The 18,847-nt window shown below is 71.1% G+C and carries 20 protein-coding genes; 9 read left to right on the top strand and 11 right to left on the bottom strand.

The genetic code is table 11. The features are described 5' to 3' along the window. Nucleotides 1–6: 6 nt before the first annotated feature. The 5 genes from AB0C25_RS04670 to AB0C25_RS04650 all read right to left on the bottom strand — a co-directional run bounded on the left by AB0C25_RS04670 (nucleotide 7) and on the right by AB0C25_RS04650 (nucleotide 3,626). Nucleotides 7–420, bottom strand: coding sequence for a hypothetical protein (locus AB0C25_RS04670; RefSeq protein ID WP_357369618.1), 414 nt, complete (start codon nucleotides 418–420; stop codon nucleotides 7–9). After that, nucleotides 417–1,565 carry a molybdopterin-dependent oxidoreductase gene (locus AB0C25_RS04665; protein ID WP_357369616.1) on the bottom strand — a complete coding sequence of 383 codons (1,149 nt, stop codon included), beginning with the start codon at nucleotides 1,563–1,565 and terminating at the stop codon, nucleotides 417–419. The genes AB0C25_RS04670 and AB0C25_RS04665 overlap by 4 nt, the downstream gene beginning before the upstream one ends. Beyond that, complete coding sequence (locus AB0C25_RS04660; RefSeq protein WP_357370126.1) at nucleotides 1,562–2,176, bottom strand: methyltransferase domain-containing protein; 615 nt, start codon at nucleotides 2,174–2,176, stop codon at nucleotides 1,562–1,564. Before AB0C25_RS04660 ends, AB0C25_RS04665 begins: the two co-directional genes overlap by 4 nt. Before the next feature lie 95 nt (nucleotides 2,177–2,271). After that, nucleotides 2,272–2,952: a DUF2064 domain-containing protein gene (locus tag AB0C25_RS04655; protein ID WP_357369614.1), complete on the bottom strand. Its 681-nt coding sequence runs from the start codon at nucleotides 2,950–2,952 to the stop codon at nucleotides 2,272–2,274. After that, the gene (locus tag AB0C25_RS04650) at nucleotides 2,949–3,626 is read right to left on the bottom strand and encodes a glycosyltransferase family 2 protein (protein WP_357369612.1); all 678 of its coding nucleotides are present in this window, start codon (nucleotides 3,624–3,626) and stop codon (nucleotides 2,949–2,951) included. Before AB0C25_RS04650 ends, AB0C25_RS04655 begins: the two co-directional genes overlap by 4 nt. Nucleotides 3,627–3,773: 147 nt before the next feature. Between AB0C25_RS04650 and AB0C25_RS04645 the strand changes: the two genes are divergently transcribed. After that, nucleotides 3,774–5,129: a hypothetical protein gene (locus AB0C25_RS04645; protein ID WP_357369610.1), complete on the top strand. Its 1,356-nt coding sequence runs from the start codon at nucleotides 3,774–3,776 to the stop codon at nucleotides 5,127–5,129. Here the strand turns inward: AB0C25_RS04645 and AB0C25_RS04640 are convergent. Beyond that, nucleotides 5,101–6,180 (bottom strand): NAD-dependent epimerase/dehydratase family protein, encoded by a 1,080-nt coding sequence (locus AB0C25_RS04640; protein WP_357369608.1) that lies wholly within the window; start codon nucleotides 6,178–6,180, stop codon nucleotides 5,101–5,103. The genes AB0C25_RS04645 and AB0C25_RS04640 overlap by 29 nt on opposite strands. A gap of 149 nt (nucleotides 6,181–6,329) precedes the next feature. On the opposite strand from AB0C25_RS04640, the gene AB0C25_RS04635 reads away from it, so the two are divergent. Both AB0C25_RS04635 and AB0C25_RS04630 read left to right on the top strand, forming a co-directional pair. Beyond that, the gene (locus AB0C25_RS04635) at nucleotides 6,330–7,025 is read left to right on the top strand and encodes a response regulator transcription factor (RefSeq protein WP_357369606.1); all 696 of its coding nucleotides are present in this window, start codon (nucleotides 6,330–6,332) and stop codon (nucleotides 7,023–7,025) included. Beyond that, nucleotides 7,018–8,034, top strand: coding sequence for an ATP-binding protein (locus AB0C25_RS04630; protein ID WP_357369604.1), 1,017 nt, complete (start codon nucleotides 7,018–7,020; stop codon nucleotides 8,032–8,034). Before AB0C25_RS04635 ends, AB0C25_RS04630 begins: the two co-directional genes overlap by 8 nt. Before the next feature lie 9 nt (nucleotides 8,035–8,043). Here the strand turns inward: AB0C25_RS04630 and AB0C25_RS04625 are convergent, their stop codons facing one another. After that, the gene (locus AB0C25_RS04625) at nucleotides 8,044–8,796 is read right to left on the bottom strand and encodes a hypothetical protein (protein WP_357369602.1); all 753 of its coding nucleotides are present in this window, start codon (nucleotides 8,794–8,796) and stop codon (nucleotides 8,044–8,046) included. A gap of 73 nt (nucleotides 8,797–8,869) precedes the next feature. Continuing rightward, on the bottom strand, nucleotides 8,870–9,793 hold the full coding sequence (locus AB0C25_RS04620) for a hypothetical protein (RefSeq protein ID WP_357369600.1): 924 nt from the start codon (nucleotides 9,791–9,793) through the stop codon (nucleotides 8,870–8,872). 117 nt (nucleotides 9,794–9,910) lie between these two features. Here AB0C25_RS04620 and AB0C25_RS04615 point away from each other — a divergent pair, with 117 nt between their 5' ends. Next, nucleotides 9,911–10,456, top strand: coding sequence for a hypothetical protein (locus tag AB0C25_RS04615; protein ID WP_357369598.1), 546 nt, complete (start codon nucleotides 9,911–9,913; stop codon nucleotides 10,454–10,456). A gap of 49 nt (nucleotides 10,457–10,505) precedes the next feature. Here AB0C25_RS04615 and AB0C25_RS04610 read toward each other — a convergent pair whose 3' ends face one another. After that, nucleotides 10,506–11,006, bottom strand: coding sequence for a hypothetical protein (locus tag AB0C25_RS04610; protein ID WP_357369596.1), 501 nt, complete (start codon nucleotides 11,004–11,006; stop codon nucleotides 10,506–10,508). Nucleotides 11,007–11,270: 264 nt separating this feature from the next. Between AB0C25_RS04610 and AB0C25_RS04605 the strand changes: the two genes are divergently transcribed. From AB0C25_RS04605 to AB0C25_RS04595, 3 genes are read left to right on the top strand one after another with little or no spacing between them, the layout of a single operon-like run. After that, a complete protein-coding gene (locus tag AB0C25_RS04605) occupies nucleotides 11,271–12,794 on the top strand; it encodes a family 43 glycosylhydrolase (RefSeq protein WP_357369594.1) in 1,524 nt (507 codons plus the stop codon). Nucleotides 12,795–12,830: 36 nt separating this feature from the next. After that, nucleotides 12,831–14,270: a glycoside hydrolase family 43 protein gene (locus tag AB0C25_RS04600; RefSeq protein WP_357369592.1), complete on the top strand. Its 1,440-nt coding sequence runs from the start codon at nucleotides 12,831–12,833 to the stop codon at nucleotides 14,268–14,270. A 51-nt stretch (nucleotides 14,271–14,321) separates the two neighbouring features. Beyond that, nucleotides 14,322–15,815: an RICIN domain-containing protein gene (locus AB0C25_RS04595; protein ID WP_357369590.1), complete on the top strand. Its 1,494-nt coding sequence runs from the start codon at nucleotides 14,322–14,324 to the stop codon at nucleotides 15,813–15,815. Between the two features lie 84 nt (nucleotides 15,816–15,899). On the opposite strand, the gene AB0C25_RS04590 is transcribed toward AB0C25_RS04595, so the two are convergent. Beyond that, nucleotides 15,900–16,187, bottom strand: coding sequence for a hypothetical protein (locus tag AB0C25_RS04590; protein WP_357369588.1), 288 nt, complete (start codon nucleotides 16,185–16,187; stop codon nucleotides 15,900–15,902). Nucleotides 16,188–16,243: 56 nt separating this feature from the next. On the opposite strand from AB0C25_RS04590, the gene AB0C25_RS04585 reads away from it, so the two are divergent. Then, a complete protein-coding gene (locus tag AB0C25_RS04585) occupies nucleotides 16,244–17,836 on the top strand; it encodes a mucoidy inhibitor MuiA family protein (protein WP_357369586.1) in 1,593 nt (530 codons plus the stop codon). Nucleotides 17,837–17,863: 27 nt separating this feature from the next. Here AB0C25_RS04585 and AB0C25_RS04580 read toward each other — a convergent pair whose 3' ends face one another. Beyond that, nucleotides 17,864–18,493, bottom strand: coding sequence for a TetR/AcrR family transcriptional regulator (locus AB0C25_RS04580; protein WP_357369584.1), 630 nt, complete (start codon nucleotides 18,491–18,493; stop codon nucleotides 17,864–17,866). A gap of 60 nt (nucleotides 18,494–18,553) precedes the next feature. Between AB0C25_RS04580 and AB0C25_RS04575 the strand changes: the two genes are divergently transcribed. Then, nucleotides 18,554–18,847 (top strand): hypothetical protein, encoded by a 294-nt coding sequence (locus AB0C25_RS04575; protein WP_357369582.1) that lies wholly within the window; start codon nucleotides 18,554–18,556, stop codon nucleotides 18,845–18,847.

Below are 18,847 nucleotides of genomic sequence, written 5' to 3'. Positions count from 1 at the left end.
GGCGACTCAGGAACGGTCCGCGCCGCGCCGGCCGACGATCGTGCTGACGACCAGCACGAGCACGATGACGGCCCAGACGACGGCCAGCCCGGCCACGAGCCCCAGCGGGTAGTCACGGTCCGGCAGGCCGGGGTTCGGAGGCGCCGAGGGCGGTCGCCACAGCAGGGGCACCGCGAGCAGCAGCAAGGTGGCGCTGGCCAGCAGGCCCGCGCCGATCCAGGCCCGGCGGAACCGGTTCGTCACCAGTCGGCCCAGCGCCAGCCCGACAAGTCCGACGAGCGGGGCCACCAGGACGTCGTGCAGCAGCGGACCGCCGAGCAGCCACGGCAGGGTGGTGCTGAGCTGGGGGAGGAGCAGCCAACCGCCGTACGCCGTCGCGGCGGCGCCGAGCACGAGCAGCAGCAGTCGGACGGTCCTCACCGCAGCACCTCCAGCCGGGCCACCCACTTGGTCTGGAGCACACCCGGTCGGCTCGGCGCGATGAGGCGGCAGGGGTACCCGTGGTCCGGTGACAGCTCCTCGCCGTTGATCCGCAGTGCGAGCAGGGTCAGCGGGTCGCCGGCGTGGGCCGCGGGGAGGGTGCTCGCGGCGTACAGGCCGTCGGTCTCCAGGGAGGTGACGCGAACCGGTCGGCCGGTGGGTGCGCCGGCCCGACGGAGCAGGTGAACGACGGGCACACCGGTCCAGTGGGCGGAGGCGCTCCAGCCCTCGACGCAGGCGATCGGCAGTTCGGCCGTGCGCTGCGGCAGGGCCGCCAGGTCGGCCAGGGACAGGGCGTACCGCCCGCCCGGCCAGACGACCTCCAGCCGCCAGTCGGGTGGAACGGCGATGCGCGCGGCGGCGGCCGTCCGGTTGATCGGCACGCCCTGCGGTCCGGACGCGGACCGCCACGCCAGCGGGGACACCCGACGCAACCACGGGACGGTGACACCGGCGGTGGCCAGCACGGCGATTCCGGCGACACCCGCCGAGGTGCGCAGGAACGCCCGACGTCCGGCCGAGTCCCGGTCGTCTCGCCCACCGGCGCTGCGCCGCAGCGGCGTGCCCAGTGCCGCGCGGGCGACCGGGAGCTTCACCGCGACGTGCAGCAGCAACGCGCCCAGCACCAGCCAGGCGACCGCGTAGTGCGCGGTCGGGAAGAAGAAGCCCCAGGGGTACGACTGGGCGACGTTGAACAGGCCGGTGACCAGTTCGAAGAACGCCGCGCAGACCAGGACGAGGACGGAGATCCGTTCGAGGGCGTGGGCGGTCAACCGGATCGGCTGGCGCAGGGGCGGCCGGACGAACAGCCGGGGGTAGACGCTCCACAGTTTGGCCAGCAGCAACGGGATCGCCGCGACGCCGGAGAGCACGTGGACGCCCTGGGTGATCCGGTAGAGGTTGACCGGTCGGGTCGGCCAGGTGAACCAGCCCGGCGGGTGCTGGAGGTAGTGGCTGAGCAGCCCGGTGCCGAAACACAGCCCGAACGCCACCCCGAGCCAGAGACCGAGCCGGGCGGCGACCAGCGGTGAGTGCGACGGCGCGGCGAAGTCCTCGGGGGCGGGGACGCGGGGCCGGCGGATCATTGGCGGACCAACTCGGCGAACCAGCGTGTGCCGAACCGGAGACGGTCCGCCACCCGTAGTCCGGCAGCGGCGGCGGTACCGGCCAGCACGTCCGCACCGACCCGCGCCCAGGGGAACGTCGGCCCCTGGCGTACCCCGTCGTCGGACGCCCCGGACAGCACGTACGCCTGTCCCTGCCACAGCCCGGCTCCCGGGGGTTCCACCTCGACCAGCAGCGTCCCGTCGGCCGCGAGCAGGGCGGCGCACCGACGCAGCAGCCGGACCGGGTCACCGCCGATGCCGATGTTGCCGTCGACGAGCAGGGCGTGTGCCCACCGTCCCTCGCCGGGAAGGGGGTCGAAGACGTCGCGTCGCAGGGCGACCACACCCCGGCCCTGGGTCAGCCGTACCGCCTCGGCGGAGATGTCCACCCCCAGGGCGACGAGACCGCGCTGGGCGAGTGCCCTGGTCAGTCGGCCGGGGCCGCAGCCGAGATCGATCGTCGGCCCGTCGCAGCGCGCGGCGAGCGACTCGATCGCCGGTTCGGGAGGGCCGTGCCAGCGCCGTACCGGCAACAGGTCACGTCGCCCGTCGGTGTGCACCAGCCAGTGCTCGGACCGGGCCGGAGGCATCGGGGCGACCGGCGTACCGCGGGCGTCCTGCTCGGCGGACCACCCGTCGAGCCCGCCCAGCGCCACGGCGAAGCCGTCGAGGATCATCGTCGAACTCACCGCAGGCGTCCGTTCACCAGGTGGCCGCCCACCGACTCGACGGCAGCCGCGAACCGCGTGCCGGGCAGGTCGGCCGCGACCGCCAGCGCGCTGGGCCAGTCGTCGACATCCTGCTGCCCAGGCAGGATCGCCGGGCGTACGCCGTGCTCCCGGAGAGCGGCGAGGGTACGGCGACCGGTGTCGTCGGTGGACATGGGCACGTCGCGCAACACACCCGCGTACGCCGGGTCGCGTAATCCGAGTGCCCACCAGCCGCCGTCGAGCGCCGGCCCGAACACGGCTCCGTGCGCGGCGAGCAACTCCAGGGCGCTGGTGAGCAGGGCCGGCCGGACCTGCGGTGTGTCCATGCCGATCTGCAGCACCGGTCGGCCCGGGAAGGCCGCGGCGGTGTCGGCGTGCGCGTTCGCGAGACGGTCGGCGAACGTGGCGCCGCGCTGTGCGACGAGGTGCCAGCCCGCCAGCGCGGCGGTCAGTTCCGCGCCGCACTCGGCGTCGGCGAACCGACCGGTGTGGGCCAGCACGGGAATCGTCGCGGCGGTGGCGCGTACCGCCGCGAGGGTGTCCAACAGCGCCGCCGCCGCGACCCGGGCCGCCTGGGCGGGACTCGCCGGAGGACACAGGCGCGTCTTGGCCAGGCCCGCGACCGGTGCCTTCGCGACCAGGAGCAGAACGTTCACCGGCCACCGCCGACACCGGCGCGCAGGACTCCGGCGAAATCCCGGGTCGCCCGCGCCGTGCCCCGGACCGACCCGGAGACCTTCGACCTGGTGCCCGCGGCCCGGGGCGCGTACGCGACGTCCAGCTCGGTGATCCGCCAGCCCGCCTCTGCCGCGCGGAGCAGCAACTCCAGGGGGTAACCGAACGCGCGGTCCTGGACGCCGAGTCCCAGGAGCGCCGCGTGCCGGGCCACCCGGATCGGGCTGATGTCGTACACCGGCACGCCGCGACGCCGCAGCAGCGCGGCCACCAGCGCGTTTCCCATCCGGGCGTGCCACGGCCAGGCCTGCGCCGAGACCGGCCGACGTCTCCCGACGGCGAGATCCGCCCGCCCGTCGAGCACCGCCGCGACGAGCCTGGGCAACTCGGCCGGGTCGAACGAGCCGTCCGCGTCGAGGACGCAGACCAGTTCCGCGTCCGCCGCCAGCAGGCCGGTGTGCACCGCCGCGCCGTACCCGCGTTGCGGCTCGTGGACGACGCGCGCCCCGTACTCGGCCGCGACGGCAGGCGAACCGTCGGTGGAGCCGTTGTCGACCACGATGGCCCGGTAGCCGGGTGGCAGCCCGCTCAGGACGGCAGGCAGTGCGGCCGCCTCGTCCAGGCAGGGCAGCACCACGTCGATCGTTGTGTGCATACCGGCGACGCTAGGCCCGCCACGGTCCGTCCGGACCGCCGTCGCTCCTTACGAATCGCTTACGCGGCAAGGGATCTTACGAGTCCCTGACGTCGCGCCGTCGCGCTGTCGGATCCCTGGTCGGAGGTCGTATCGTCGGCCGTCACCATGACCATGATGACTCGGCCGGGGCGACCCCGGTCCGCCGACCTGATCGTCCTCGGCGCCGAGGTGGCTCTGCTCGTCGCCGCCGTCGCCGTCGGCGCACTGCTCAACCATCGGGGCGTGCGGCTGCATGCGGACGCCGCCCCGCTCTACGCCGCGTGGCAACCGCATCTGGGTCCCGGCACTCCCGCCGCGCTCCTCGTCGCGGCGGTCTTCGTCTGGCGAGGCACGCGCTGGGGGGCCACCGCGCGGTGGCCACTGCTGCTGGTCGGCGGCTACCTCGGCGCGGTGCTCTGGACGCTGTCGCTGGCACTGGTGGACGGTTGGTCCGCCGGGTTGACCGAGCGGCTCACCGTGCAGGCCGAGTACCTGCACGAGGTGCCCCGGGTGACGGATGTCGGCGCGATGGTGGCCGGCTACGCCGATCGGATCCTCGATTTCCAACCCGACTCGTGGTCCACCCACGCCGCCGGTCATCCACCGGGAGCGTTGCTGTTCTTCGTCGTCCTGGAGCGGATCGGCCTGGGCGGCGGGACGGCCGCCGGCCTCGCGTGTGTGCTGCTCGGCGCCACGGTCGCCGTGTCGGTGCCGGTGACGCTGCGGGCGCTCGGGGCCGAGGATGCCGCTCGCGCGGTGTGGCCGTTCCTGGTCCTCTTCCCGGGGGCGGTCTGGGTGGGCGCGTCCGCGGACGGGATCTTCGCGGCGGTGATCGCCGCCGGGCTGGCGCTGCTGGTGGTGGGTGGCCGACCCGGGGCCGTACTCGGCGGGCTGCTGCTCGGCCTCGCGCTCTACCTGTCGTACGGGTTCGTCCTGGTCGGGGTCCTCGTGGTGACCGTGGTGCTGCTGCGGGCGCGGGACCGCCTCGGCGTGCTCCTGGTCGCGGCGACGGCGGTCGCGGTCGTTGTCGCCGGGTTCAGCGTCGCCGGTTTCTGGTGGCTGGACGGCTACCACCTGGTGGCACGTCGTTACTACCAGGGCTGGGCGGCGGAACGCCCGTACGGCTACTGGATCTGGGCCAACCTCGCCGCCCTGCTGCTCTCGGCCGGGCCGGTGCTCGGGCCGGCGCTGCGTCGGGCGGTGGCCGCCGTGTCGATCCGACCACCGCTCCCGACGGCCCTGCGCCAGCGGATCGTCAGTGCCGGACCCACCGTGTGGTTGCCCGTCGCGGCGGCGGTGGCCGTGCTCGCGGCGGACCTGTCCGGGCTCAGCAAGGCCGAGGTGGAGCGGATCTGGCTACCGTTCGCGGTCTGGCTGCTGGTCGCCACCGCGCACCTGCCCACCGCGCACCGACGGTGGTGGCTGGCGGCCCAGGCCGGCACGGCTCTCGCCGTCAACCACCTACTGTGGACGGTGTCCTGACCGAGGCCGGCTCCCGCATCACCGCGGTGGTGAAGTCGGCGACGCCGGCGGCGAAGCCGACTCGGGCGGTGAAACCCAGCATCCGGGCGGCGCGGGCCGGATCGGCCACGACGTGCCGGACGTCGGCCACCCGCCCGCCGCCGACGATGACCGGCAGGGGTCCGCCCATCGCCGAAGCCAGCTCGTGGGCCAGCTCACCGACGGTGTGCGGTTCACCCGAGCAGACGTTGACCGGGACCAGAGGCTCCGGCGCCGGTGTCGTCAGGGCCAGCAGGTTGGCCGCGGCGACGTCGGTCACGTGGACGAAGTCGCGCCGCTGCCGACCGTCCTCCAGGACCCGCGGCGACTGCCCGGCGGCCAGCGCCGACCGGAAGATCGACGCCACCCCGGCGTACGGGGTGTCGCGGGGCATCCGCGGCCCGTAGACGTTGTGGTATCGCAGCGCCCAGACCGATCCGCCGGTCTGCCGGGCCCAGGCGCCGGCGAGGTGTTCCTGGGCCAGCTTCGTGGCGGCGTACGTGCTGTGCGGTTCCAGCGGCGCGTCCTCGGGCACGAGACCGGGGGAGAGCGTCAGGTCGCACCGGGGGCAGGTCGGCTCGTACCGGCCCTCGGCCAGGTCGGCGGCACGGCGGCCGGCCGGCCGGACGATTCCGTGGACCGGGCAGTGGTAGCGGCCCTCGCCGTAGACCACCATCGAGCTGGCCAACACCAGCCGGCGTACGCCGGTGGCGTGCATCGCCGCGAGGAGGGTGGCCGTGCCGAGGTCGTTGTGGGCGGCGTAGCGGGGGGCGTCGGCCGGGTCGACGCCGTGGCCGACCATGGCCGCCTGATGGCAGACCGCGTCGACCCCGGCGAGCAGCCGGGTCAGCAGCTCACGGTCGCGCACGTCGCCGACCACGAGGTCGTGTCGCTGCGCCCAGGGCGGTGCCGTCGCACCGTGCGCCTCCGGCAGGAGCGCGTCGACGGCCACCACCTCGTGCCCCTCCTCGCCGAGCAGGTCGGCGACGTGGGAGCCGATGAACCCGGCAGCACCGGTGACAAGTATCCGCATTCCGGTCACCGTAGGACCCCGCGTACGCCCACACCGGCTGCTCCGCGCAGCCGTAAGAACCTCGTTAGGTTTCGCCGGTTCGGTCGGCGGCCACTGGCTGGCTACGCTGGGCGGATGGACAGGTCGACGGGCCGGAGCGGGGGACGTTCGTGACACAGCGGGTGCTGGTGGTCGACGACGACCAGACCGTCAGTGACGTCATCTGTCGATACCTCGAACACGATGGCTTCCAGGTCAGCCACGCCGGGGACGGGGCGGAGGCGCTGGCGGCGGTGGCGCGTCAGGCGCCGCACCTGGTCGTGCTCGACCTGATGCTGCCCCGGATCAACGGCCTACAGGTGTGCCGGGAGCTGCGGGCCCGGCCGGACGGCATCCCGATCATCATGCTGACCGCGCGGGGTGACGAGTCCGACCGGATCCTCGGGCTGCAACTCGGCGCGGACGACTACCTGACCAAGCCCTTCTCCCCCCGGGAGTTGGTGCTCCGGGTCCGTTCGGTGCTCCGTCGCGCCGCCAGCGGGCCGCCACCCGAGCGGCCGGAGGCGCTCCTCGACGGCAGCCTGGTGGTGCAGACCACCTCCCGGACCGCCCGTCTCGCCGATGCCGACCTGGTGCTGACGTTGCGCGAATTCGACCTGCTCGTCCACCTCATGCGGCATCCGTCCCGGGTGTTCAGCCGGGCCGAACTCCTGGAGCAGGTCTGGGGCTGGAACTTCGGGGACCACTCCACCGTGACCGTGCACGTGCGCCGGCTGCGCGAGAAGATCGAGGACAACCCCGCCGATCCGCGACGGATCGTGACCGTCTGGGGCGTCGGCTACCGGTACGAGCCAGCCGATGCGTGACCTACTGCTGATCTTCGCGATCGCCCTCGGCGCGGCACTGGGCATCGGGCTCGCCGGCGCGCTGCTGCTGCGCGCGCTTCGGCGCAGCTCGATCACCGTGCACCTCAGCGTGCTGCTCGCCACCACGGTGGTCGCCGTCGCCGTGGGGGTGCTGGCGGTCGCGGAAGCGATGTTCCTCTCCGCACACGACCTCGAGGTGGTGCTGATCACCGTCTCGGCGGCAGGGGTGGTCAGCCTCGCCGTCGGCGGCCACTTCGGCCGTCGACTGGCCCGCGCGGCGGTCTGGCGCGACCAGGCGCGGGAACGGGAACGGCAACTGGAGAAGGGTCGACGCGACCTGGTCGCCTGGGTCTCCCACGACCTGCGTACCCCGCTCGCCGGGCTGCGGGCCATGGCGGAGGCACTGGAGGACCGGGTGGTCCGCGATCCGGACACCGTCGACGAGTACCACCGCCGGATCCGCCTGGAGACCGACCGGATGACCCGACTCGTCGACGACCTGTTCGAGTTGTCCCGGATCAACGCCGGGGCGCTGCGGTTGTCGCTGACCGCGGTGCCGCTCGGCGAGGTGGTGTCGGACGCGCTGGCCAGCACCACCCCGTTGGCCGACGCCCGCCGGATCAAGCTGATCGCCAGCGAGTCGGGCTGGCCGACGGTGGCCGCGAGCGAGCCGGAGTTGGCCCGGGTCGTCGCCAACCTGCTGCTCAACGCCGTCCGCTACACCCCGGAGGACGGCACCGTACGCATCGAGGCCGGCCACGACGAGGACCACGCCTGGCTGTCGGTCGCCGACACCTGCGGTGGCATCCCGCCGGCCGACCTTCCCCGACTGTTCGACATCGCGTTCCGTGGCGAACCGGCCCGCACGCCTGGCCCCGGCGACGGTGGGGCGTCCGGAGGGCTCGGCCTGGCCATCGTGCACGGCCTGGTGGAGGCGCACGGGGGTCGGGTCGAGGTGCGCAACACCCCGGACGGCTGCCAGTTCATGGTCCGGCTGGCCACCGCCTGAGGTGGTCCGCTATTCGTACAGCTGCCCACACCGGGCCAGCTCGGCCAGATCGTCCCAGCCGAGGAAATCGATGGCCTGATCGCCTGGCTCCCGTTCGTCCACCAACTCCGCGTGTGGGCCGGGAAGCGGCTGTCGTATGCCGTCGTCCTCGCTCCAGCCGCCCAGCGCCCCGGCCATCCCGCATTCCAGGTAACCCTTCGGATCGAAGTTGTACCAGGTGGTGCTCAGGGCTCGTACACATCCGGCGGGACGGGGCGCGTAGATGCCGAAATAGGCGTACTTGTCGAGGGGACCCTGGTCGGCGAAGTCGGCCAGGTCGGCGATCTGGGACAGGACGATGGCTTCCCAGTGGGCATACGTGGTCGGCTCGTGTGTGGAGCGGAACTCAGCGGATCGCCAGGAGGCTTGCAACGGCGCCGGCTCGACAATGCCGGCCGCCGTGACCATCGCGGCAACCGTGTCCAGGTCCAGCCGGACCTGACCTGACAGTAGCCGGGCAACCTGCCACCAGCCGCGCAGGAACCTGTCCAAACTGTGTCCGGCGGCGTTCATCTGCTCGCCCTCTCGGACAAGCCGTCGGTAGAGGTCGCGGTTCGTGCGGCAGACCGGCTCGGGTGGCCCGTCGACCCAGTAGGTCTGCTTGTGCACCACCCCGGACTCCAGCGCCAGGGCGTTGGCCAGCGCCTCGACCCGATCAGCGAAAGCGCTTATCTGGACCCGGTTACCGTTGTCATCCTGCCGCCACAGCTCCCACACCGCCACGGCAGCACCGTAGCCGTCCGCTCGCACCTCGGATGACCCGGGGAGCCGAGAAGGCTGCGGCCTTGACCCAGAATCACGGACGTTCGTCGTGGCCCAATTCCTGCCATCCGGGCCATCGCCAACTGTGGACGTCTGGCCAGTTCGTCGCGAGACCGGTGGAGAGCGCGCCGCCGAAGGCCACGGTCCCTTCGTGGGACGCGTAGGCGATCCAGTCGTGCCGCTCGTCGCTCCAGATAGCTTCGGCCCCGGTGTACCTCGGGGCAAAGATCCCGATATCCAGCAGGTAGTCGGGGCCGTACTCGCTCAACTCGACCACGCGACGGCGGCCCAGCTCCCGCAGCACCCGGCGGACCTGGTCGACGCCGTCGTCCTCCCACATCGACTCCTCGGTCAGCACCAGCACGTCGTGCGGAACCGAACTGCTCAGCATGGGGTGCCACCAGCCGTTCCGCACACCCCATCGGTGCTGCGACGACGTGCGCCAGGCTGATGATTCCGCGGGCCTCAGCACGCGGCGGTACGGAAGCGGGTCGATGCCGAGGTTGGGCTGCGCCACCCAGCGCTGCACGTTCGCGACGAACAGCCGACGCTCATCGGCGATGGCGTCAGCCTCAACCTCGTCCCGCGGTGACGTGGTGAACGGAGAGTTCGCGCTCTCGGCGGCGGCGAGGAGCGTGTGGGTCACCGCGTCGATGCCGGGGAGGTGGTCCGGATCGAGGCGCTCGACCTCGATGAGGATCGCTTCCACCACGTTGTAGCGGGGAAAGATCCGCTTCGCCTCGGTGGTGTAGTGGAACCCATCGGCTTGGCGGCCGTTATTGGGCAGTTGACGGTAACCACTCCGCAGCCCCTCGTATCGCTCCTTGAGGTAGCGCCGCGATGCCCAGTGCACGGTGTTTGATTCCACGCGGGCATCCTTCCCCAGGTGCCGTAATCGTCCGTCCGCCCGGGACGCCCCTTCGGGTGCGTTGGATGGCCGGCTGCCTCGGGTGTCCACACCGGATGTCGGTTTGACTACGCTCGCGCTGAGGTACCTGGGATGTCGGTTCGCCGGCGAAGCTGGCAGCAGATCAAATTGGCGCCCTGACGCATCGATCGGAATAGAGGTAGTGGTTTGAACCCCGACCTGCGGGAGCTCATCGCGGAGCTGCGCACCGACCTGGAGGCGGACCAGCCGGCGACGCTGGTGTGGGCCCAGATCTACGACGGCGCTTCGGCCGACCAGATTCCCGCCGGTCTGCCGCAGCAGGTCCGGGAGCTGTTGGAGACCACCAACGGCCTCCGGGCCGGCTCGTTCGACCTTCGCGGAACTAACCTACTCGGCGGCGCCCAGTACTACATCGAGCTGATGCCCGAGTTCACCGGCGTCGCGGACGAACCGGCCGAGTGGCTGGTCTTCGGCACGCTGAGCGACGAGCCGCTGCTGATCCGACGCGATACCGGCTCGGTCTGGTACATGCCGGCGGAGACCACCGACGAGTGGTTCATGCGTGAGGCGTTCTTCGAGGTCGCGCCGGACCTCGACTCGTTCCTCGCCTACTACGTCTTCGGCGCCGGGTACGGCGAGGTCGGCTCCGACAACGACGAGTGGTGGGGCTTCCTCGACGAGCAGGATCTGACCACGCCCGGCGACGACGAGAACGAGGACACGGACGACTGACCGCGGCACGCGAGCAGCTCACGGCACTCTGGGGCGCCGACGGGACGATCTAGCTTCCCGCTCGGCTGTCGCGGCACCGCCACACCCGGAACGTCTGCTCGAGTCGCCAGGTGCCATCGGGCTGTCGTGCCTCGTTGCGCCAGCGGAACTCGTCGACCTCGATGTCCGAGAAGGTCCAGCGGAGGTCGCCGCCGTCCAGCACGATCCGCTCGTCGACGCGAGATGCCAGGAAGGTGTGCGTCCGCCGCCGTCCCGGCCCCACCCACGTCGAGCGCCAGACCCCCGCGCCGGCGGCGGGATCGGGGAATCGCACGCTGACGCCGTGTTCGACACCCGGCAGGATCCAGACATCGGTGGTGGCCCGACCGCCCAAGGCGTACCCGAAGTGCCACTCGCCTCGTCGAACCGTGGAGGACCCGTCGGGGTCGTACTCCGTGCAGTCCAGCGCCCAGGAGCCGGTGAACTGTCCGAACAGGCTGAGGTCGACGCCGTGGGCCGGCTCGTCGGCGAGGAAGGCGGCACCGATGGCATCGGATGACGTGAGCACCATGCCAGAACGATAGCGCCGGCCAGGGCGGCACGTTCAAGCTGAACGAGCTTCTTCGATCCTTGACACCTGTTGATGCGATCGCTAACACTGGTCCGCAACGCGACCTTAACGAGCAGAAAACATTGTGCCTGTATCGCGTGGCGCACCAGAGTTGTCCCGTGCGGCAGGATGCCCGCCGCGCAAAACCGTGAAGACCCCGAGCCACGCACGGTTTGATCTTGTTAACGCTAACATCGATGGCCGCCCGGAGGAGGAGTCGTCACCGTGATTCCCAGGCGAACGTCAGCGGCATCGACCAGCGAGCCGTCACCGGACGGCGCGGCCACCCCGCGCTGGGCCGACACCGGCAGGGCCGACCACCGGTGGCGGCTGCGCTACGGGGCCAACGGCTACGTCCGCATCCGGATCCTGGCCCTCTCCGCCGTGGCCGCCGCCGCTCTCGTGGTGGTCGTCGACGGACCGGCGCAGGCCGCCACGCTGCCGACCGGCGCCGTCTCGCTGGAGGCGGTCAACCAGACCGGACGGTACGTACGGCACATCGACTACCTCGGGCAGCTCGATCCGGTGACCTCCAGCAGTGCCAACCAGGTCAAGCTCGATGCCACCTTCACCGTGGTCAACGGTCTGGCATCGCCTGCCTGCTACTCGTTCCAGACCAAGGCGGGCATGTTCCTGCGGCATCGCGACTACCGTCTCCGGATCGACCCCAACGCCGGTGACGCGGGGTTCCGGGCCGACGCCACCTTCTGCGCGGTCGACGGCTCGGTCTCCGGCTCGGTGGCGCTCGCCTCGTACAACTATCCGAACCGGCGGATCCGGCACCGCGACTTCGCGCTCTGGCTCGATGCCTACCAGGACACGGCCGCGTTCCGGGCGGACAGTTCCTTCCGCCTCGTCGCACCGTGGGCTCCCAGGACCACCAGAGGACCGGTGCTCCCGGGCCTCTTCGCCGACCCGCACCTCGCCGTCCTCAACGGCCGCTACTACCTCTACCCGACCACCGACGGCTACGCGAGCTGGGCCGGCACCTACTACAAGGCGTTCTCCTCCACCGACCTGGTCAACTGGACCGACCACGGGGTCGTCCTCGACCACGGCCCGGACGTGTCCTGGGCGGACAACTCGGCCTGGGCGCCGGCGGTGGCCAGCGCCAACGGCCGCTACTACCTGTACTTCAGCGGCGGCGCGGCCAGCGGAAACACCGCCAAACACCTCGGTGTGGCCGTGGCCGACAGCCCCACCGGGCCGTTCCGCGACGCGCTGGGCCGGCCACTCGTCCGCAGCGACCAGTTCTCCGGTGGGCAGGCGATCGACCCGATGGTGTTCACCGACGACGACGGGCAGTCCTACCTGTACTGGGGTCAGGGCGTCGCGCGGGCCGTGCGGCTGAACACGGACATGACCTCCTTCGACGCCGCGCAGGTACGGGTCAACACGCCGTCGGGCTACAACGAGGCGCCGTTCGTGTTCAAGCGCAACGGCCAGTACTACTTCATGTGGTCGGAGAACGACACGCGCAGTGCGGACTACCGGGTCGCGTACGCCACCGGCCCGTCGCCCCTCGGGCCGTGGACCAGGCGCGGCGTGGTGTTGCAGAAGCGGCTCGACGTCGGCATCAAAGGCACCGGCCACCACTCGGTGGTCCGGGCGCCCGGCAGCGACACCTGGCACATCGCCTACCACCGGTTCGCCGTGCCGGCTGGCAACGGCACCAACCGGGAGACCGCCATCGACCGGATGGAGTTCAACGCCGACGGCACCATCCGTCCCGTCGTACCGACCCTCTAGCTGACCCGGATGCCCCTTCGCGAAGGAGAAAGACACATGTCGAGAGTCCTCGCGCGGCTCGGCGCGGTCGCGGTGGCCGCGTGCCTGCTGTTCACCACCTGGTCGGCGGCCACACCGAAGGAGGCGTCCGCACTCGACCCGACCGTCGGTTACCTGATGGCGCACTTCACCGGCGAGTCGTCGACCGCCCAGCAGATCTACCTCGCCCACAGCAGCGACGGCCTGCGCTGGACCGACCTCAACAACGGCGGGCTCGTCCTGCGGTCCACAGTCGGCACCCGCGGCGTCCGCGATCCCGCCCTGGTCCGCTCGCCGAACGGTGACCGGTACTGGATCATCGCCACGGACCTGTGCATCGGCTGCGGCCAGGACTGGTCGGCCGCGATCAACAACGGCAGCCGCAACCTCGTCGTGTGGGAGTCCACCGACCTGGTCAACTGGTCCGCGCCGTGGTTGCTGAACGTCGCCGGCGCGATCCCGGACGGACGTAACGCCTGGGCGCCGGAGGCGATCTGGAACCCGGACACGGGCGACTACGTCCTCTACTGGGCGACGAACGTCCCACTCAACGGGGCGACCAAGCACCGCATCTACGCCGCGCGCACGACGAACTTCCGCAGCATCACCACGCCGCAGCTCTACATCAACCGACCCGGCAACCAGGAGATCATCGACACCCAGATCGTCGAGGTGCCAGCCGGCGTCGGCGCGTACCGGTACGTGCGGGCCTCCCGGGACGGCCAGATCGCCATCGAGGGCAGCAACTCCATCCTCGGCACCTGGACGAACCTCGGGAACCTGTCCGGCATCGGGCTGACCGGCGCCCAGGTCGAGGGCCCGATGTGGCTGAAGTACAACAACCGCGACGAGTGGGTGCTCTACCTCGACCAGTACTCCTCCGGGCGCGGCTACCTGCCCGTCCTGACCACCAACCCGTCGAGCCCGAGCAGTTACCGGCTGCCCGCGTCCGGCTCGTACGCCATGGGTGGCACCAAGAAGCGGCACGGCACGATCCTCAACCTGACCGCCGCCGAACAGAACCGGGTGCTCGCGCGTTGGCCCGTCACCGCGGTCAACCGGATCCAGTCGTACAACTTCCAGGACCGGTACGTGCGGCACTACGACTACGACGTCCGCATCGACCCGAACGTCAGCCCGGCCCAGGACGGCCAGTGGCGAGTGGTGCCCGGCCTGGCCGGCTCCGGCACGGTCTCCATCCAGTCGGTCAACTACCCGGGCTACTACCTGCGCCACTACGGGTTCGACTTCCGGCTGGAAGCCAACGACGGCACCGCCACCTTCGCCGCCGACGCCACCTTCCGGCAGGTCGCCGGTCTGGCCAACTCCTCGTGGACGTCGTTCCAGTCCTACAGCCACCCGGACCGCTACCTCCGGCACTACAGCTACCTGCTCCGGCTCGATCCGGTCACCGACGCGCAGAGCCGTGCCGACGCGACCTTCCGCGTGACCAGCTGAACTCTCTGCACTTCGAACCCGGAGAGGCAGGATCTAGTGATAGGACATCGCATGGAACGGATCAGCCGGTCGTTGCGCCGGACGTTGATCGCCCTGGTGGCGGCGGTAACGGCGATGGTCGGCGGCGTGGTCGTCGTCGCGTCGTCGCCCGCGGCCGCCGCCACCAACCAGTTCCGAGGCATGAACTGGGCCATGTTGGGTGACAACTTCAAGACCAGCCCGCTCGTCGTGCAGGGTCTGAGCATGTCCGACAGCAACGCGACCGTACGGGCCAAGGCCAACGCCCTCTACGACGACATGGCGTCCACCATGGGGGTCAACACCATCCGGCTGCCCATCAACACCCACACGGTGGGTACTGCCTGGTGGGAGGCCTACCGGGGCGCCATCGACGCCGCCACCGCCCGCGGGTTCAAGGTCATCCTCGCCTACTGGGAGGACGGCGCCGCCTCCGGCGGCAGAATCACGAATCTCGCCGCGTGGAACACCATGTGGTCCACGGTGACCAACACGTACGGCTCGAACACCAACGTCTACTTCGAGCCGATGAACGAGCCGCACGGCTACAGCTCGACGGAGTGGCGCAACGTCGCCGCGAACTGGCTCAGCTACCACACCTCGGCGGTGCCCGGCCGGGTGCTGATCGGTGGCACCGGCTTCAGCCAGGACCTGCGCGACATCTGCAACGACAGCCGGTTCAACTCGACGCTGCTGTCCTTCCACTACTACGCCTTCTTCTACGGCGCGATGACCTACGACGCCTTCCGTAGCCACATCCAGACCCGCCTCGGCAACTGCGCCTCCCGCGCGGTCGCGACCGAGTTCGGCGGACCCATGAACGACGGTCGCAACTACGCCGACGCGGGCAGCACCGACAACTTCGTGCGCTACATCCGGGCCATGGCCCAGGTCATGCGGGACAACCAGATGGGCGGCACCTACTGGCCCGCCCTCGGTGGCAAGACCGGCACCATCGGCTACGACTGGTACTCGATGTTCGCGCTCAGCGGCAGCGGCACCGACCTCAACCTGACCGTCCGCAACCCCTCCGGCGCGGACCGGATCCGGTACTCGTGGGGCGACACCATCGGCGGCGGCGACCCGACGACACCTCCGCCGTCGACGGGCACGTTCTACCGGGTCAACGTGCGGCACAGCGGCAAGGCCATGGACGTCCAGGCACCGAACACCGACAACGGCGCGCGCGTCGCCCAGTACACCTACGGCGGCAACGCCTGGCAGCAGTGGCAGTTCCAGGACGCCGGCAGCGGCTACTGGCGCATCGTCAGCCGGAACAGCGGCAAGTGTCTCGATGTCGTGAGCGCATCGACCGCCGACGGCGCCGAACTCGTCCAGTACACCTGCGGCAGCGGCACCAACCAGCAGTTCCAGATGGTCACCAACGGCAGCTACTTCCAGCTCCGGGCCCGACACAGCAACAAGTGCGTGGACGTACCGGCCGCGTCGACCGCCGACGGCGTGGTCCTCAAGCAGTACACGTGCAACACCGGCGCCAACCAGCAGTGGTCGCGCACGGCCGTCTGACGGTCGCCCCGACGTAGCCACGAACCCACGGTGCGGCCCGTACACCTCGGCACACGAGGTGTACGGGCCGCGTCGGCGTCGCGGTCACCGATCCGCGGGTGTGGCGCGTACGGCGAGCTGGTCGAACCTGACCCGCGCGTCCATCGGCGCGGCGTCCCCGCTGGTCTGCACCTTCAGGGTGGCTGTCGGGCTGGGAGTGTCCTCGACGATGACCACTTCCGTCACACCTGCCGGCAGGTCGGCCGGCCATCCCGCATCGTCGGTCGGCTCACTGGTCAGGAGGCGCGCTGCACGTCCATTCAGGCCCGTGTCGGTGGCCCGCACCGGCCGCCACACCGCCGGACCGCACTCCGCCACATCGTCCTGCGTCATCACTTCGCCCTTCACCATTCGACGTTGATGCGGGCCGCGTGGACTACCCTCGCGACGTGGAGAGCACCGAGATCGACGCACCCATCGTCGGCGTCACCGTCTACCCGGACCGGGCCCGGGTCACCCGCCGGGGCAGCCTTCGGCTGACCGCCGGAGAGCACCGCGTACGCGTCGCGCCACTCCCAATCGGCCTGCGGCGCGACTCCATTCGGGTCAGTGGTCGGGGTGCGGCCACGGTACTCGGTGTGGACCTGAAAACCTGGCGGCAGGCCCGCAGCGCCGACGCGCAGATCGTCACCCTCGAACAACGACAGCGCGAGTTGACCGACCAGTTGGCCGAGGTCGAGGACGCTGCCGGCATCGAAGAGCAGCGTGGGGAGTTCCTCACCCGGTTGGCCGAGCGCGCCGGTGGCACGTACGCCCGGGCGTTGGCCTCCGGCGACGCGGCGCCGACCGACGTGGCGGCCTTCACCGACTCGGTCGCCGGTCAGCTCGCCGAGTCACGCGGCCGGCGGCGCGGGCTGTCCCGGCGGCGCACCGACCTGGCCGCGGAGGTGGCCGCGGTCGAGCGCGACCTGACCGGCGCGCGCGGCAAGCGGACGCCGGACCGGTTGGCCGCCGAGGTGACGGTCCTGGTGACGGCCGACGACGCGGAGTTGGAGTTGGAGCTGACCTACCTGGTCGACGGTGCGGTGTGGCGGTCCTCCTACGACCTGCGGCTGGTCGAGGACACGGTGACCGTCACCTGGTTCGGGTTGGTCAGCCAGAGCACCGGAGAGGACTGGCCGGAGTGCGAGCTCCAGCTCTCGACCGCCCGGCCCGCCGCGATGACAGCCGTACCCGAACTGTCGCCCTGGTATCTCGACCGGCTCCAGCCGGCGCCAGCCTGGCCCGTGACGGCGGCCGGACCGGTCGGGGCGCCGCCCCCGGCGCCGGTCGGGATGCCGGTCCCGGTCCCCGGCGGGCGGCCGGCCCGGCCCGGTGCGCTGCCGCCCCGCCTGAAGGAGAGCGTCGCCCAGGTCGAGCAGGGCGTCAGCGCGGCCACCTATCGGCCGGCCCGGCCGGCCGCGGTGCCGGCAGACGGCAGTGCGCACCGGGCCACCATCGCTGTGCTGGAAATGCCCGCCCGGCTGGACCACGTGACCGTGCCGGTCCGCGTCGCCGAGGCGCACCTGCGGGCCACGGTACGCAACACCTCCGAACACACGATGCTGCCCGGTGCGGCGGCGGTGTTCCACGGTGCCGATTTCGTCTCGGCCACCCCGCTGCCGATGTGGGCGCCGGGCGAGGAGATCGAGCTGGGGCTCGGGGTCGACGACCGGCTGCGGGTGGAGCGCAAGCTGCACCGGCGCTCGGAGACCAAGGCCACGCTCGGGTCGACGCGGCGGCGGGAGGTGGACTACCGGATCACCGTCGCCAACCACACGCCGCGGACGGCGACGGTCGAGGTACGCGACCAGCTGCCGGTGTCCCGAGACGAGGCGGTGGTGGTGCGGGAGACGAACCTGGTGCCGCCGCCGGCGGAGCGTACGGAGCTGGGGGAGCTGGCCTGGCGGCTGTCGCTCGCGCCGGGCGACAGTGGTGAGATCACCATCGGCTTCCGGGTGGAGTTGGCCAAGGGCGTGGAGCTGACCGGCTGGCGGGAGTAGACACCGCGTGGTGCCTCCGCTGCCGCGCTAACGGCAGACCTGCGCGTGCAGGGTGTCGTACACCCACTGCTCCCAGCGGTCCGGGGTCCAGCCTCGGTCGCGGATGAACAGCAGGTACAGCTGTGGGCTCAGCAGGCCGTAGAGCAGGTCGGCGGCGTGTTCGACGGTCAGGTCCGCCGTGGCGCCGGGCTTGGCGATGAGGCTGCGCGCGGCTGCGGTTTGGACTTCGAGGCGCGGATCGGTGTCCTGCTGCCACATCCCGGCCAGGCTTGGGTCCTGTGCTCCGGCAGCGCGCAGCACATCCATGATCGGTGCCACCCGCTGAAGCACCTCGCAGGTGCCGCTCACATGTGCCCGCAACTGCGCCTCGGCGGTGTCAGCCGCCAGAGCGTCGCGGAACCAGGCCCGCTGCATCGTGGGAATCGGCTCGTCGTCACCGGCGATGGTGACGTCGACCAGCTCCTTGAGCAGCGACGGCTTGTTGCCGAACGCGAAGTAGATGGTCTGCACGGCGACACCGGCCCGCTCCGCGATGCCCTGCAGCGTGGTGGCCCCGTAGCCCTGATCGACGAACAGCTCGTACGCAGCCTGCAGGATGCGTCGCCGAGTCTGCCGGGACTTCTCGCCCTTTTTGCCGGCGCTCTTGACCAGTGGCATAACTGCACTGTATCACTAGAGTTAAACTCTAATGACGAACTCTATCGAGGGAGCGCAGCAATGTCTCTCATCCGGACCACCCGGTTCACCGCCGACGCCGCGGACGCCGACCTCGTGCTGGAACGGCGCGGCCAGCTCATCGCGGCGATCAGAGCGCAGTACGGCGGCCCGACCGAGACCAGGCTGATCCGCGTCGATGAGCGGACCTGGGTGGACATGTGGCGGTGGGACTCGCCGGAAATCCTGAGCGCGGCCCTGGCCGGCGCGCCACACCTGCCAGAGGCCGCCGCCGCCTTCGCCGTCGCCCGCGATGTCACCGCGGAACAGGGCGAGCTGATCGCCGAGGACGGCTGA

It is taken from the genome of Micromonospora sp. NPDC048839 (assembly GCF_040649915.1).
Taxonomy (GTDB): domain Bacteria; phylum Actinomycetota; class Actinomycetes; order Mycobacteriales; family Micromonosporaceae; genus Micromonospora.
This window is presented reverse-complemented; position numbering and strand designations above follow the sequence as displayed.